The sequence below is a fragment of the Pseudomonas sp. Pseusp97 genome, assembly GCF_047304025.1.
Classification (GTDB): Bacteria; Pseudomonadota; Gammaproteobacteria; order Pseudomonadales; family Pseudomonadaceae; genus Pseudomonas.
The window spans coordinates 1-15864 of the sequence record NZ_JBGLYK010000132.1; the positions used below are offsets into that span (position 1 = coordinate 1).

Annotated in this window: 11 protein-coding genes; 8 read left to right on the forward strand and 3 right to left on the reverse strand. The window is 66.7% G+C overall.

The window, feature by feature from the left end; translation table 11 throughout:
• Positions 1-127 precede the first annotated feature (127 nt).
• The gene (locus ACCC94_RS19645) at positions 128-1021 is read right to left on the reverse strand and encodes a LysR family transcriptional regulator (RefSeq protein WP_413351191.1); all 894 of its coding nucleotides are present in this window, start codon (positions 1019-1021) and stop codon (positions 128-130) included.
• A gap of 125 nt (positions 1022-1146) precedes the next feature.
• Here ACCC94_RS19645 and ACCC94_RS19650 point away from each other — a divergent pair, with 125 nt between their 5' ends.
• The 4 genes from ACCC94_RS19650 to ACCC94_RS19665 all read left to right on the forward strand — a co-directional run bounded on the left by ACCC94_RS19650 (position 1147) and on the right by ACCC94_RS19665 (position 5530).
• Positions 1147-1845, forward strand: a complete 699-nt coding sequence (locus ACCC94_RS19650; protein WP_413351192.1) for a CoA transferase subunit A — start codon at positions 1147-1149, stop codon at positions 1843-1845.
• A gap of 26 nt (positions 1846-1871) precedes the next feature.
• Complete coding sequence (locus ACCC94_RS19655; protein ID WP_413351193.1) at positions 1872-2528, forward strand: CoA transferase subunit B; 657 nt, start codon at positions 1872-1874, stop codon at positions 2526-2528.
• A 115-nt stretch (positions 2529-2643) separates the two neighbouring features.
• Positions 2644-3825, forward strand: coding sequence for an acetyl-CoA C-acetyltransferase (locus ACCC94_RS19660; RefSeq protein ID WP_413351195.1), 1182 nt, complete (start codon positions 2644-2646; stop codon positions 3823-3825).
• Positions 3826-4090: 265 nt separating this feature from the next.
• A complete protein-coding gene (locus ACCC94_RS19665) occupies positions 4091-5530 on the forward strand; it encodes a short-chain fatty acid transporter (RefSeq protein WP_413351196.1) in 1440 nt (479 codons plus the stop codon).
• A 74-nt stretch (positions 5531-5604) separates the two neighbouring features.
• Here ACCC94_RS19665 and ACCC94_RS19670 read toward each other — a convergent pair whose 3' ends face one another.
• Both ACCC94_RS19670 and ACCC94_RS19675 read right to left on the reverse strand, forming a co-directional pair.
• Positions 5605-6525 (reverse strand): LysR family transcriptional regulator, encoded by a 921-nt coding sequence (locus ACCC94_RS19670; RefSeq protein ID WP_413351198.1) that lies wholly within the window; start codon positions 6523-6525, stop codon positions 5605-5607.
• 19 nt (positions 6526-6544) lie between these two features.
• Entirely contained in the window at positions 6545-7072 is a 528-nt protein-coding gene (locus ACCC94_RS19675; RefSeq protein ID WP_413351200.1) for a cysteine hydrolase family protein, read from the reverse strand.
• A gap of 150 nt (positions 7073-7222) precedes the next feature.
• Here ACCC94_RS19675 and pqqF point away from each other — a divergent pair, with 150 nt between their 5' ends.
• From pqqF to nahK, 4 genes are all read left to right on the forward strand, one after another.
• Positions 7223-9514 carry a pyrroloquinoline quinone biosynthesis protein PqqF gene (pqqF, locus tag ACCC94_RS19680; protein WP_413351202.1) on the forward strand — a complete coding sequence of 764 codons (2292 nt, stop codon included), beginning with the start codon at positions 7223-7225 and terminating at the stop codon, positions 9512-9514.
• A 289-nt stretch (positions 9515-9803) separates the two neighbouring features.
• Positions 9804-10991 carry a porin gene (locus ACCC94_RS19685; protein WP_413351204.1) on the forward strand — a complete coding sequence of 396 codons (1188 nt, stop codon included), beginning with the start codon at positions 9804-9806 and terminating at the stop codon, positions 10989-10991.
• 962 nt (positions 10992-11953) lie between these two features.
• The gene (gene nosP, locus ACCC94_RS19690; protein WP_413351206.1) at positions 11954-13111 is read left to right on the forward strand and encodes a nitric oxide-sensing protein NosP; all 1158 of its coding nucleotides are present in this window, start codon (positions 11954-11956) and stop codon (positions 13109-13111) included.
• Positions 13041-15668 carry a hybrid sensor histidine kinase/response regulator NahK/ErcS' gene (gene nahK / locus ACCC94_RS19695; protein ID WP_413351208.1) on the forward strand — a complete coding sequence of 876 codons (2628 nt, stop codon included), beginning with the start codon at positions 13041-13043 and terminating at the stop codon, positions 15666-15668. Before nosP ends, nahK begins: the two co-directional genes overlap by 71 nt.
• Positions 15669-15864 lie beyond the last annotated feature (196 nt).

The following is a 15864-nucleotide window of genomic DNA, read 5'->3' on the forward strand; positions in this document are numbered from 1 at the left end:
GGGGGCGTGGTGCTCCCGGGCGGCTCGCTTGTTTTGGTTGGGGTCGGTGGGCTCCACCCCTGGGTGGGGGGGGGGGGTGTCCCCCCCCCCCCCCGCTCCTACAATCAAATACAGCGTTGGGGGCAACTCACTCCCGCTCCATCCCCGCCCAATCCGTCCCGTTCACCAGCACATCGCTCAGTGCCTGGGCGGCGCTGGAGAGCTTGTGCTCCGCCAGGCAGAACAGCCCCACCCGGCGCTCGATGCGCGGGTCTTCGAGCGCGACGCAGCGCGCCCCCAGCTCTTCCATCTGCTGTCGGCACAGCCGCGGCACGGCGCTGACGCCAAGCCCCTCGGCGACCATCCGGCCCACGGTCACAAGCTGATGGCTCTCGAATGCCACCGGCAGCCGCCCCTGCAGCTGGTCCTCCAGCAGCAGGCGTACGGCCGACGGGCGTTGCAGGGTGATGAAATGGTCTTCCAGCAACTGCTCCCAGGTGATCCGGGGTTCGTTCGCCAGTGCCGAATCCGCCGGCAGCACGGCGACGAAACGGTCGGTGTAGAAAGGCGTGAAAGTCAGTCCGTCGAGGCTGTCCGGCTCCAGGGCGATGCCCAGTTCCACCCGATGGTTGCGCACCATCTCCAGCACCTGCTCGTTGATCACATCGTGCACCGCCACGTTCACCTTCGGATGGCGGTCGCGGAAGGCGCGCAGGACGGCAGGCAGCAGGTTGCCGGCAAAGGAGGGCATCGCAGCAATGGAGACCCTGCCCAGTTGCAGCGTGAAGTGCTGATGCATCACTTCCTCGGCGTTGTCCCAGTCCGCCAGCAGGCGGCGCGCCAGGGGTAGCAGCGTCTCGCCTTCGGGCGTCAGTGCCACGCTGCGGGTGGTGCGCACCAGCAACTGGCCGCCCAGGGATTCCTCCAGGCTCTTGATCGCCAGGCTCAGCGCCGGCTGAGACAGGTGCAGGCGCTCGCAGGCCTGGGCGAAGCTCAGGCTCTGGGCGACGGCGAGGAAGGCACGCAGTTGCTTGACGGTCATATTGATAAGCAAACCAGATCAATCGATTGGAAAAACAAACTTAACAAATCAGTCCGAGCCGGTGAAGCTGCAGACGCTCTCTGACCGATGGGTCGGACATTCCAAATACAAGAGGCAGCAGCAACATGGCAGGACTCGACAAGCGTGTAGGCAGTTACGAGGAAGCCCTCGCCGGGCTCACCGACGACATGACGGTACTGGCGGGCGGATTCGGTATCTGCGGCATCCCGGAAAACCTCATTGCGCAGATCCGCAAGCTGGGCGTGAAGGGCCTGACCGTGGTCTCCAACAACTGCGGCATCGACGGCTTCGGCCTCGGCGTACTGCTGGAGGACCGTCAGATCCGCAAGATGATCGCTTCCTACGTCGGCGAGAACGCGCTGTTCGAGCAGCAGCTGCTGTCCGGTGAACTGGAGGTCGAGCTGACCCCGCAGGGCACCCTGGCGGAAAAACTTCGCGCTGGCGGCGCCGGCATCCCGGCCTTCTTCACCGCCACCGGCTACGGCACCCCGGTCGCCGAGGGCAAGGAAGTGCGCGAGTTCGACGGCCGCCACTACGTGATGGAGCGCGCCATCACCGGCGACTTCGCCATCGTCAAGGGCTGGAAGGCCGACCACTACGGCAACGTCATCTATCGCCACACCGCGCAGAACTTCAATCCGGTAGTCGCCACCGCGGGCCGTATCACGGTCGTCGAGGTGGAGGAGATCGTCGAGCCGGGTGAACTGGACCCGACCCAGATCCACACCCCCGGCATCTACGTCGACCGCATCATCCAGGGAACCTTCGAGAAGCGCATCGAAAAGCGCACCGTGCGTTCCTGAGCCCACCGGACAAGAGAGACAAGAAGATGGCATTGACCCGCGAACAGATGGCTCAGCGCGTGGCGCGCGAGCTGCAGGACGGCTTCTACGTGAACCTGGGCATCGGCATCCCGACCCTGGTCGCCAACTACGTGCCCGAAGGCATGGAAGTGATGCTGCAATCGGAGAACGGCCTGCTCGGCATGGGCGCGTTCCCCACCGAAGACGCCGTCGACGCCGACATGATCAACGCCGGCAAGCAGACCGTGACTGCCGTGAAGGGCGCGTCGATTTTCTCCTCCGCCGAATCCTTCGCGATGATCCGTGGCGGCCACGTCGACCTCACCGTGCTCGGCGCCTTCGAGGTGGACGTGCAGGGCAACATCGCCTCCTGGATGATCCCCGGCAAGCTGGTGAAAGGCATGGGCGGCGCCATGGACCTGGTGGCCGGCGCGGACAACATCATCGTCACCATGACCCACGCCTCGAAAGACGGCGAATCCAAGCTGCTGGAGCGCTGCTCGCTGCCGCTGACCGGCGCCGGCTGCATCCGCAAGGTGCTGACCGACCTGGCCTACCTGGAGATCGAGAACGGCGCCTTCATCCTGCGCGAGACCGCGCCGGGCGTGAGTGTCGCCGAGATCGCCGAGAAGACCGCCGGCCGCCTGATCGTGCCGGACGATGTGAAGGAAATGACCTTCTGATCCCGTTCTCCCTGTAGGAGCGAGCTTGCTCGCGAACCCGCCCGGACTCCGGGGCAAGAGCGTTTGCGAGCAAGCTCGCTCCTACAGGGGCAAAAGCCAGCTTCGGAGCCCCCAGATGCAAGACGTAGTCATTGTCGCCGCCACCCGCACCGCCATCGGCGCCTTCCAGGGCAGCCTGGCGAACATTCCCGCCCATGAACTGGGCAGCCTGGTCATCCGCTCGCTGCTCGAACGCAGCGGCGTGAAGGCCGAGCAGATCGACGAAGTCATCCTCGGCCAGGTGCTCACCGCCGGCGCCGGGCAGAACCCCGCGCGCCAGGCCGCCATCGGCGCCGGCCTGCCGGTGGAAGTGCCGTCGATGACCATCAACAAGCTCTGCGGCTCCGGCCTGAAGGCGCTGTTCCTTGGCGTCCAGGCGATCCGCTGCGGCGATGCCGACGCGATCATCGCCGGCGGCCAGGAGAGCATGAGCCTCGCGCCCTACGTGCTGCCCAAGGCCCGTACCGGCCTGCGCATGGGCCATGCCGAGCTGCAGGACACCCTGCTGCGCGACGGCCTGATCGACGCCTTCAACGACTACCACATGGGCATCACCGCCGAGAACCTGGCCGAGAAGTTCGGCATCAGCCGCGAGGCGCAGGACGCCTTCGCCGCGCAGTCGCAGCTCAAGGCCGCGTCGGCCATCGAGGCCGGCCGCTTCAAGGATGAGATCACCCCGGTGCTGATTCCCCAGCGCAAGGGCGAGCCGCTGTCCTTCGACACCGACGAGCAGCCGCGCGCCGGCACCACCGCCGAGTCGTTGGCCAAGCTCAAACCAGCCTTCAAGAAGGACGGCACCGTCACCGCTGGCAACGCTTCCACCCTCAACGATGGCGCCGCTGCGGTGCTGCTGATGAGCGCCGAGCGCGCACGCAGTCTGAACCTGCCGGTGCTGGCGCGCATCCAAGCCTATGCGAGCAGTGGCGTCGACCCGTCGATCATGGGCATCGCCCCGGTGACCGCGACCCGTCTCTGCCTGGAGAAGGCCGGCTGGAGCCTCGACGAGGTCGAACTGATCGAAGCCAACGAAGCCTTCGCCGCGCAGGCCCTGTCGGTCGGCAAGGAACTGGGCTGGAATGCCGAGAAGGTCAACGTCAACGGCGGCGCCGTCGCCCTTGGCCACCCGATCGGTGCATCGGGCGCCCGCGTGCTGGTGACGCTGCTCCACGAAATGCTCCGCCGCGATGCGAAAAAGGGCCTGGCGACCCTGTGCATCGGCGGCGGCCAGGGTGTGGCGATGGCCCTGCTCCGGGATTGAAGGAGCGGGACCGAGACCATTCGACCAACGATTGATTGGCGAGCGCCGGCCGGCATGTAGCAATGCCGTACCGGCAGGCGGGATGGTGGGTGGGCACACCGACAGACGAACATCCCGCCGCGGTTTTCGACGTCCCCCGGCGTCGGCAAACCCTTGCGTCACCGCTCGGCCCCACGCAGGCCGGGCGGTTTTTCATTCCAGGACGGGAATTGCCACCAGCCCCGTTCGACGATGAGCCATTACAAGAACAACGAGGTAGACCATTATGACTTCCCCCGTGCACACCCCTGGAACCGCCGTGCAGGACAGCCGCTCGGCGCGCTTCGCCATGGCCTGTTCCAACTGGGCCGAGCGCTGGTTCCCCGATTCCTGGGTCTTCGCCGCACTCGCGGTGCTGATCGTCAGCGTCGCCGCGCTGGCCATCGGAGCGCCGGCCACCGAAACCGCCAAGGCCTTCGGTGACGGCTTCTGGAGCCTGATTCCCTTCACCATGCAGATGGCCTTCGTGGTCATCGGCGGCTATGTGGTTGCCAGCTCCGGCCCGGCTTCCAAGCTCATCGACCTGTTCGCCCGCGTGCCGAAGAACGGCCGCTCGGCGGTCGCCTGGGTCGCGGTGATTTCCATGGTCGCCTCGCTGCTCAACTGGGGCCTGTCCCTGGTGTTCGGCGGCCTGCTGGTTCGCGCCCTGGCGCGTCGCGAAGACCTGAAGATGGACTATCGCGCCGCCGGCGCCGCCGCCTACCTGGGCCTGGGCGCCGTGTGGGCGCTGGGTCTGTCATCCTCCGCCGCGCAGCTGCAGGCCAACCCGGCCAGCCTGCCGCCGTCGATCCTGGCGATCACCGGCGTCATCCCGTTCACCGAGACCATCTTCCTCTGGCAGTCCGGCGTGATGCTGCTGGCGCTGGTGCTGGTGTCGCTGGTCATCGCCTACATGACTGCTCCCGGCGCGGCCAGTGCGCGTGACGCCAAGGCCTGCGGTGTGGACGTGAGCTTCACCCCGCCGAGCGCGCCGAAGGCCACCCGCCCGGGCGAATGGCTGGAGCACAGCCCGCTGCTGATCCTCATGCTGGTCGCCCTGGCCGCTGGCTGGCTGGTCCACGAGTTCAGCACCAAGCCTGCGATCACTGCGATCTCCGGGCTGAATACCTACAACCTGCTGTTCCTCATGGTGGGCGCGCTGCTGCACTGGCGCCCGCGCAACTTCCTCGACGCCGTCGCGCGCGCCGTGCCGACCACCACCGGGGTGCTGATCCAGTTCCCGCTGTACGGCTCGATCGCTGCGATCCTGACCACCGTGAAGGGCGGCGACGGTTCCACCATCGCCCACCACATCTCCACCTTCTTCGTGCAGATCGCTTCCCATGACACCTACGCGCTGCTGATGGGCGTGTACTCGGCGGTTCTGGGCTTCTTCATCCCGTCCGGCGGAGGCAAGTGGATCATCGAGGCGCCCTACGTGATGCAGGTCGCCAACGAACTGCAATACCACCTCGGCTGGGCGGTGCAGATCTACAACGCCGCCGAGGCGCTGCCGAACCTGATCAACCCGTTCTACATGCTGCCGCTGCTGGGCGTGCTGGGTCTGAAGGCCCGCGACCTGATCGGCTTCAGCTTCGTCCAGCTGCTCATCCATGTGCCCCTGGTGCTGTTCCAGCTCTGGGCGCTGGGCACCACCCTGCAGTACCTGCCGCCGGTCCAGCCGTAACCACGCATTCGGCCCTGACGGCAAAAAGCCCGGATGTCTCGCGACATCCGGGCTTTATCTTTTTCGATGCAGGGTCAGCCCCGGCTGGCTTGCACTGGTCCGAGCGCGCGGCCGTCCAGGTGTTCGCCGCTGAGCTGCGCGGCGTCCTGGTCGAACACCTCGCGCAGCCAGTCGCTGACCGCCTGGAAGCGCCCGATGCGACCGGCATCGCGGTGGGCCAGCAGCCAGATTTCCCGCACGACCACCGCACCGGAGAGGCGCACCAGGCCCTCGCGTTCGCCGAGGAAGCAGGGCAGCAGCGCCATGCCCAGGCCGCTTTCGCAGGCGTGGATCAGCGTGGTCACGCTGCTCGCGCGCAGGGCGTAATTGGCATCGGGGACGCAGCGCCGCAGCCAGCACATCTCCGGGGTGTCATCGAGGTCTTCGCCGTAGCCCAGCCAGGGTTGCTGCGGCCATTGTTCGGCCGGGACCTGGGCGAAGGGTCTGGCGGCGTAGATGGCGAAACCGATGTCGGCGACCTTGCGCATCACCAGCGCTGCGTCTTCCGCCGGGCGCGCCAGGCGCAGGGCGAAGTCGGCTTCGCGGCGGGTGAAGGACAGCGCGCGGTTTGCCGGGATCAGCTGCAATTGCAGGTTGGGGTAGGTACGCGCCAGCTGCGGCATGTGCTGCACCAGCCAGTGGCTGAAGAGGAAGTCCACCGCGGTGATGCGCACCGAGCCGCTGATGGCGCTGGCTTCGTTGCGCGTCTCCAGCAGCATGCTCTGCACGTCACCGAGGATGCGCTCGGCATAGCCGAGGAAGGCCGTGCCGGCATCGGTGGCCTTGTAGCCCGCGTTGTCGCGGATGAAAAGGCGGGTCTGCAGCGCACTTTCCGCCGCCACCAGGCGCCGGCTCATGGTCGAGGGGTCGACGCCCAGCGCGCGGCCGGCGGCGCTCATGCTGCCGTGGCGGGCGAGGGCGAGGAGGATCGGGATGTCGTTCCAGTCGAAATTCACGGCGATGTCCTCGCGGGCTTCAGAAATGCACGTCCGCAGCCGGGATGACCTTGGCGCGCTTGCCGAAGCTGCTGATGCTGCCCAGTACCGCGTTGTGGTGCGCGCTGATCTGCGCGGCGCTGAGCACGGCATTGTCGAGGGTGGAGTGGGCGTCGCCCACCAGCGTAACCGCATAGCCCTGGGCCAGGGCGCGGCGGGTGGTGGTGTCGACGCAGTAGTCGCTCTGCAGGCCGCAGATCACCAGGTGATCGACGCCGCGCGCCTCCAGCAGCTCAGCCAGGTCGGTACGCAGGAAGGAGTCCGGGGTGGTCTTGCGCACCTTCAGGTCTGCGCTCTCGGTGAGCAGCCGCGATTCCAGCTGCCAGCCGGCGCTGCCATACTGCAGGTCATCGTCCTCGTGCTGCACCAGCACCACGGGCACGCCGGCCTCACGCGCCGCGCGACTCAGGCCATTGATGCGCTGCAGCACATTGTCGATGTCGAAGCAGGCGAAGTCGCCGTTACACAGGTCGGACTGGACGTCGATGATCAGCAGGGCGGTGCTCATGGCGAGAAATTACCGAGGCTCGAGGGGAGGAGGGAATGGTAGCTGGCTGGCTGCCGCTGGCCAATGTCGGCACGTTGTTGCTGCCAAAGCCGTATTTCCCTTTGCTGCGTCATCGGCGAAGGTGACTGTCACGAACCGGACCGGATGCCGATGAACAGCCTTCCCGCCAAGACCCTGACCCTCAGCAACGGCGTGCGCGCCACGATCGTCCACGACTCGCGAGCCAGCCGCGCCGCCGCGCTGTTGCGCATCGCCCGTGGCAGCCACGACGAGCCGGAAGCCTTTCCCGGCCTCGCGCACTTCATCGAGCACTTGCTGTTCCTCTGCGGAGAGCGCTTCGTCGATGGCGAGCGGCTGATGCCCTGGGTGCAGGCGCGGGGCGGGCGAGTCAACGCCAGCACCCGCGCGCGGCAGACGGATTACCTCTTCGAGGTGCCGGCCGACGATCTGGGCGACGGCCTGGCGCGGCTGGTGGACATGCTGGCGCGACCGCTACTGGATGAAGCCGTGCAGGTCGCCGAACGCGAAGTACTGGAAGCCGAATATCTCGCCCGCAGCCGCGACCCCGACACCCTGATCGACGCCGCCCTGGCGCTGGCCGTGGCGGCTGGACACCCGCTGGGGCGCTTCGTGGCTGGCCGGCGCGACAGCCTCAAGGTGGAAAGCGCCGGGTTCCAGCTGGCGCTGCGTGATTTCATCCGCGCCTGCCAGGTTGGCGGTGCGCTGGAGTTGTGGCTGCAGGGCCCGCAGTCGCTGGAAGAACTGGCGGCATTGGCCGAGCGCGAAGCGGGAGTCTTCCCCTCCGGCGTGCTGGCCGATTCCTTCAGTTCGGAATCCCTGCTGCCCTTGCCCGGCCAGGAGCTGAAGCTTCGTCTGCCCGGTGCGCCGCGGCTGGTCCTGGCCTTCGCCCTGGAGGGTGTGGTGGGCGAGGGCGGTGCGCTGCTCGAGCAGTTGCAGGGCTGGCTGGCCGACGAGGCGCCCGGATCGCTGCTGGCCTGCCTGGGGCAGAACGGCCTGGCCGACAGTGCCCGTGCGCGCCTGAGCCGTTTCGCCAACGGCCAGGCATTGCTGCGATTCGATTTCGAGCTGGCCGAAGCTTCCACTGCAGATCAGGTGGAGTCGGCTTTTCTCTCCTGGCTGGAAGCCATGCGCAAGTTGCCAGCGAATAGTTTCGCCGCCGCGCCTGTCGATGAGCCAGCCGGCGTCCTGGAGCAGATGCAACGCCACGCCGCAAGCGCCGAGCCATCGGCATGGCTCAGCCAACTGGTGACGTCGCGCATGGTCCGCCTGCTCGTCTGCGAGTCGGTGATCGGCGAGTCGCTGACCTCGGCCGGCTTCATCCTCGACGTCGCGCGCAGCCCGCAGCGCAGCATCGAACCGCTTCGCGGCGAGTCGTGGACTTTTACGCCGACGCAAGCGGCCGCGCAAGCCGAGCCCGCCGCTCTTTACCTGCGCTGGCGCTTCCCGCAGACACCGGGCCGGCAAGCATTCCTTTGCGCCCGGCAGGCGCTGCGTCCGTTGGCTGGCGCAGCGCGGCACGAAGGTGTCAGCCTGCGCCTGGAACCCATGGAAAGCGACTGGACGCTGATGCTGTCGGGAGCGAAGAACCACCTTGCCGATTTGGCCGAGTGTGCGATCCATGCCTTGCAGCAGCCTCCCGTCGCGGTACTGGGGCAGGGCGAGCTCCTGCTTGCGGCCGAGCGACGGCGCCGCGAAGGGGAGATGCCGATCCGCCAACTGCTCGACCTGCTGCCGCAGATGCTCGCCGGCGACAGCGAGGCAGCGCCGGACTGGTCCGCGGCCCACTGGGATGCCCTGACCCTGGGCATGGAGCTACCCGATACCCTGGCCGGCTACTCGACCACCAGCGCGCTGCCTCCACGCAGTGGGCCGGCCGGCCGGCATCGCCAGGTGCTGGAGCTGCCGGGCGAAGCGGCACTGCTGCTGTTCTGCCCGCTGGTATCCCGGGCTGCCGCCGACGAAGCCGCCTGGCGCCTGCTGGCGCGGGTGCTGGAGCCCGCCTTCTTCCACTGGCTGCGCGGCGAGCGGCAGCTGGCCTACGCGCTCTACTGCGGTTTCCGTCAGGTGGGTATGCGCCGCGGCATCCTCTTCGCCGTGCAGTCGCCGCTGCTGTCGGCGGTGGAGCTGCAGGCCGAGGTCGACAGCTTCCTCTACCGCCAGGGCGAGGCCCTGTTGCGCATCGATCCGCAGCGTGTCGAAAGCCTGCGTGCTCCGCTGGCCGCCGAACTGGCCCGCGCGCCGGGCGACTTCGCCGAGCGACTGCAGCAGGCCTGGAACGACCAGTTGGCGGGTGTCGCTCCATCGCACGCTGCAGCCATGGTCCAGGCACTGGGGAGCTTCTGCTCCACCGAGCTGCGCGCCGCGCATTCGGCGCTGAGCTCCGCCCAGGGCGGCCACTGGCTGCTGCTCAGCCGCGCCTGATCCTCGTACTTTCGATTGAGGGCACCCTCCGCAGGACGGTGCCCTGGCCGACTTTTGCCTTACGTCTCTTGTGCTTCCATCGGATAGCGGCCCGGCGGTCGCGACTACCCGCGACCATCGCCGCGCGTCCTAGGTCGCGGCCGTCTCAGAGCCTTGCGCAGCGCTCCAGCAGGACGCCTGCAAGGCCCGTGGAACCAGCGCCAAAGCAGCGTATGGCAAGGCCTCGGGCGTTTCGATAATCGCCTCCGACACGACTGAGCCGCAGTCGATCCCCCACCCGGAGAGCGCCATGAACAAGAACAAGATCGCCGTCCGCCGCCAGCTGCTGCCGCTGGCACTCGCCACCCTTGCCGGCCCGGCTTGTGCAGATATCACCCTGTACGACAAGGACGACACCACCTTTTCCACTGACGGCTACTTCAACGCCTTCTATGTGAACAGCGATGTCGACCGCAACGGCGAAACCTACGACCGCCGCCAGTCGCGGGTGAAGATGGGCTTTTTGCCCAACTACATCGGCTTCAACTTCGGCAAGAAGATCGACGGCCTGACCCTCACCGGGCGCTCCTCGTTCTGGGTGACCATCAACGACAGCGAGCAGGACGGCACCGACACCGCCATCGACGTCCGCCAGTTCTACGGCAACGTCGCCGGCGACTGGGGCGAGGTGCTGATCGGCAAGGACTTCGGCCTGTTCTCGCGCTCCAACATCTTCCTCGACGAACTGCTTGCCGGCTTCGGCAATGCCAGCGACACCCTCGGCCTGGTGGACGGCAAGGGCGTGTCTTTCGGCAACATCGGCACCGGCTATCCGTACCCGTTCCCGACCTCGCAGATCACCTACCGCAACAACAACCTGGTCGACGGCCTGCGCGTGGCAGTCGGCATCATGGACCCGATCGACACCAATCAGATCGACAAGGACGCCAGCGACGGCCTCGACGACAAGGCCTACCAGGACAACCCGCGCTACGAGAGCGAGATCAGCTACCAGTTCGACGTCGGCGGCGCGCAGATCTACAGCTGGGTCAACGGCGCCTACCAGACTTCGAAGAACACCAACGACGAAGTCGACGACGTGACCTCCAAGGGCCTGGGCTACGGCATCCAGGCGAAGATGGGTGGGCTGTCGCTGACCGGCTCGGGCTTCACCGCCAAGGGCATCAACCCGTTCTTCACCAACAATGCCGGCGAAGCCGCGCTGCGTGAAGTGGACAGCCGCGGCGTGCTGCTGCAGGGCTCCTACAGCTGGGGCAAGAACCGCGTGGCGCTGTCCACCGGCGAGACCCGCGACGACGGCAACGGCCTGGGCAGCGCGGCGGACTACTCCACCAAGGGCATCGCCTACTTCCGCACCATCAACGACAACCTGAAGCTGGTGGCCGAGTACAACGTCTACGAGATCGACGGCCGCAAGGGCTCCACTGTCAGCGAGGACACCGACACCTTCGCGGTGGGCGCCGTTCTCAACTGGTAAATCCCCCAACTCCTTTGGCTCCAGTTCGGCGGGTCGGCACTGCGTGTCGCCCGCCTTTTTTCTTGCTCTCAAGGACGGCCGATCGGAGGGTCTGGTCAGTTCGCTGAACCGGCAGGTTTGGCGCCCCAGGAGGGTTCGCAGGCAAGGACTAGGCGTCCACCCGGTTCTACAAAGAGCCCGCCGATACCCACCTGCAGGAGCGAGCTTGCTCGCGAACCGCATTGCACGGACCGTAGGGCGCATGGCGCACCAGCGTTATCTGCCTTTGTGGCAATCGGCGGATAACCCGTTCCGGGTTATGCGCCCTACGAACTGATGAAGTATCAGCTCTCGTAGGAACGGACTTTGTCCGCGATGCTTTTGGGCTTGGCATTCCTGCGCCGCTTCGGCATGTGCTGAGAGATTTTGTTTCGCCCTCTCGGGCGAGTTCCTTTTGTCAAACGCCACAAAAGGAACCAAAAAGTCTTGCCCCTCCATCCGGTTTTTCGCTTAGGCGAAAAATACCCTCGTTGAATCGAAGTTTCAGGGGCCCGCCGCGAAGGGCCATCCCTGGCCCATCGCGGCTCTCGCGGCATCCATGCCGCTCAACCCCTGAAACTCCGATCCAACGAGGCCTCCTGAAAGGGGCGTTCGGAGTGCGCGGATACCTCTCTGGAAGTCGTCAGTAGCTAAAGCTAGAGCAGAGAGCGTGGTGGGCTCCTGTAGGAACGGACCTTGTCCGCGAAATCCATCGCGGCGGACGCCGAACTGACAGGATGATTTCGGTGGGTATGGCCGATCCGTAGGAGCGAGCTTGCTCGCGAACCCGCCTGACGCCGGCCTTGCCGGCGGATCGCGGAGAAGCTCCGCTCCTGCAAGTATCCCGCTACTTTCGGATAAACCCGCCGCGACCCAAGTAGCATGGGGCGCGCCCCGCACGCTTCGTAGAATGCCCCTGTCGATATCCTGACTGGGCGTACGCCATGCACGAAACACAAGGAGTCGTTCGCGGCATGTCCAGCGCCCGCGACGTCGAGGCGGTCGCCCAGGACCTGGCGCGCCAGCTGCTCCACCCCAACCTCGGCTTCGTGCTGTTCTTCTGCTCCGCCGAGTACGACCTGCCGGCGCTGGCCGCCGCGCTGGAGCAGTACTTCGGCGGCATCGATCTGGCCGGCTGCACCACCGCCGGCGAAATCACCCCGCAGGGCTATGGCCGTGGCTGCGTCACCGCCGTGGGTTTCGACCTGCGCAGCTTCGCCATCTCCTGCGCGCTGGTGGACGAGATGGAGCGCTTCAGCCTGATCGACGCACAGCAGATGGTCGAGTCGCTGGTGGCCGACTGCCGCAGCGCTGGGCTTGCGCCGATCAAGGACCACAGCTTCGCCCTGACCCTGCTCGACGGCCTCTCCAGCCGCGAGGAAGTAGTGCTTGCCGCGCTCAGTGCCGCCCTGGGCGCCATCCCGCATTTCGGCGGCTCGGCCGGTGACGACAACCACCTGACCCACACCCACGTGTATTACCAGGGCCAGTTCCACACCGGCGCGGCGGTGGTGGTGCTGTTCAACACCTGGCTGGATTTCGAGGTGTTCACCACTCACCACGTGCTGCCCAGCGAGGAGAAGCTGGTGGTCACCCGCGCCGACAGCGACAGCCGACGGGTGCTGGAACTCAATGCCGAACCGGCCGCGTTGGAATTCGCCCGGCTGGTCGGGGTGCCGCTGGAGCAACTGGACTTTTCGCTGTTCCCTGCGCACCCGCTGGCAGTGCGGGTGCGCGACCAGTATTACGTGCGCTCCATCCAGCAGATCAACGACGACCTCAGCCTGACCTTCTACTGCGCGGTGGAGAACGGCATCGTGCTGACCGCCATGAGCACGGGGCCGCTGCTGCCCGGGCTGCAGGCGCAGTTCCAGCGCCTCCACGACCGTCTCGGCCCGCCGCTGCTGACCATCGGCTGCGACTGCTTCCTGCGCCGCCTGGAGCTGGAAGTCGCCGGCGATACCGAACCCACCGCCGCGTTTCTCCGAAGCCAGCAGGTGATCGGCTTCAACACCTACGGGGAACACTTCAATGGCATGCATATCAACCAGACCTTCACCGGTGTCGCCATTGGCCGTCCTCGGGGCAACGCCGGACGCTGAACTGCGCGCGCGCATCGACGAGCTGGAGCGCGACAACCGCAAGCTGCAGCGGATCAACGCGGCGCTGATCGAGCGGGTCGAATCGGCCACCTCGCGCGGCGATAACGCCTACGGCGCCTTCCAGCATTCGGTGGTGCTGGCCGAGCAGGTGCGCGAGCGCACCGATGCGCTGAGCGAGGCGATGGTCGAGCTGAAGTCCAGCAACCAGTTGCTCAGCGATGCCCGCCTGCGCGCCGAGACCGCGCACCAGCATTTGCTCGACGCCATCGAGAGCATCTCCGACGCCTTCGTGCTGTTCGACCCGCAGCAGCGCATCGTCCTTTACAACGAGCGCTTCCGTGCCTTCTGGGCGCAGACCCGCGCGCGCGTCGGCGCGGGAACGCGGCTCAGCGAAGTGCGTCGCTTGGCGCAAAGCAGCGGGCTGATCGTCGAGGAACAGCGCAGCAGCGACGACGAACACACCCTCTATCGCCTGCGCAACGACCGCTGGGTGCGCGTCACCGAGCGACCGACCCGCGACGGCGGGCTGGTGGTGCTCTACAGCGACATCACCGAGATCAAACAGAGCGAAATGGCCCGCCGCGAGCAGGCGGTGGCGCAGAAGTCGCACCTGCTGCAGCGCGCCGTGGACAACCTGTCCCAGGGCGTGGCCATGGTTGGCGCCGATGGCGCGCTGGAGCTGTGGAACCGGCGTTTCCTGGAGCTGTGCGGGCTGGCGCCGATCGAGGCGCACCGGCCCTTCGCCGAAGTCATGGCCGACAGCGAGCTACCGTTGCTGACCCCTCGCAGCCGGCCGCGCAAGGGCGAGGCGGAAGGGGTGATCGAGCAACGGCTGTTCGACGGGCGCATGCTGGAAATCCGCACCCACGCGCTGCCCACCGGCGGCTTCGTCAACACCTTCACCGACATTACCGAGCGCTACCGGCATGCCGAGGCGCTGCGCGAAAGCGAGCGCTGGATCCGCCTGATCACCGACCAGGTGCCGGCGCTGATCGCCTACCTGACCGCCGACCTCGACTACGACTTCACCAACAAGGTCTACGAGGAATGGTACCGCTGGCCCAGCGGCTCGATGCTCGGGCGCAACCTGCGCGAGGTACACAGCGCCGAGCATTGCCAGCGCCTGGAGCCGTACTTCGAGCGCGCGCTGTCGGGCGAGAGCGTCACCTTCGAGATCGCCGAGATCAACCTCGCCGGGCAGGAGCGCTACATGCAGCGCTCCTACGTGCCCAACCGCCAGGCCGACGGCACGGTGAGCGGGCTGTTCGTGCTGATTCGCGACATCACCGAGCGCCGCCGCACCGCCGAGGCGCTGCACCAGGCCTACCAGAATCTGGAGCAGCGGGTGCGCGAACGCACCGCCGAGCTGACCAGCCTGAACGACCAGCTCAAGCGCGAGATTGACGAGCGCAGCCAGGTCGAGGCGCGCCTGCGTGAGGCCAAGCGCGAGGCAGAGCAGGCCAACCTGTCGAAGACCAAGTTCCTCGCCGCCGTCAGCCATGACCTGCTGCAGCCGCTGAACGCCGCGCGACTGTTCACCAGCGCCCTGCAGGAGCGCAGCGGCGAAGCGCTGGTGCGCAACATCAGCCAGTCGCTGGAGGATGTGGAGACGCTGCTTGGCACCCTGGTGGACATCTCCAAGCTGGATGCCGGGGTGATCAAGCCGGATATCGCCTCGTTCGATGTCAGCGAACTGCTCGGCAACCTCGCCGCCGAATATCGCCAGGTGGCCGCCAGCGAAGGCCTGGCGCTGGACTTCGTGCCCTGCGGCGCCCAGGTACGCAGCGATATCCAGCTATTGGCGCGGATCCTCCGTAACCTGCTGACCAACGCCATCCGCTACACGCCCTCGGGCCGCGTGCTGCTGGGCTGCCGGCGCCGCCGGCACAGCCTGTGGATCGAGGTCTGGGATACCGGGGTGGGCATCGCCGCCGACAAGCTCGGCGAGATATTCCAGGAATTCAAGCGCGGCGATGTGCAACGCTTCCACCAGGATCGCGGGCTGGGCCTGGGACTGGCCATCGTCGAGAAGATCGCGCGCATGCTCGGCCATCGCATCCACGTGGAGTCGGTGCCGGGCAAGGGCTCGAGCTTCGCCATCGAAGTACCGCTGGCGCGCCGGGTGGCCCGCAGCGCGCCGGAACCGGAACGCACCGCCGACGACCTGGTGGAGCGCCTGCGCGGCTCCCGCGTGTGGGTGCTGGATAACGACGCCTCGATCTGCGCCGGCATGCGCACGCTGCTGGAAACCTGGGGCTGCCAGGTGGTGACGGCGCTGTCGGAGGAAGACCTGGCGCGGCAGGTGGACAACTTCCATGCCGAGTCGGACCTGCTGATCGTCGACTATCACCTCGACGACGGGTTGAACGGTGTCGACGCCGTCGCCTCGATCAACGCCCGCCGCGGCACGCCGCTGCCGGCGCTGATGATCACCGCCAACTACAGCAACGAGCTCAAGCAGCAGGTCCGCGAGCTGGGGCACACCCTCATGCACAAACCGGTACGGCCGATGAAGCTGAAAACAGCGCTTTGCCATCTGATAGATAGCGCTCATTAATTGCTGCAGGCATGGGCGTGCGGCTTTTGCAGGAGCGGAGCTTCTCCGCTATCACCGCGATGGCGGTGCCAGTCGGTCCGATTCGCGGACAAGGTCCGCTCCTACAGCGAAACTCCGTCGCTGGGGGAACCTGTAGGAGCGAGCTTGCTCGCGAACCTGGCCGCGCAGCGGAGTCTGTTCGCGAGCAAGCTCGCTC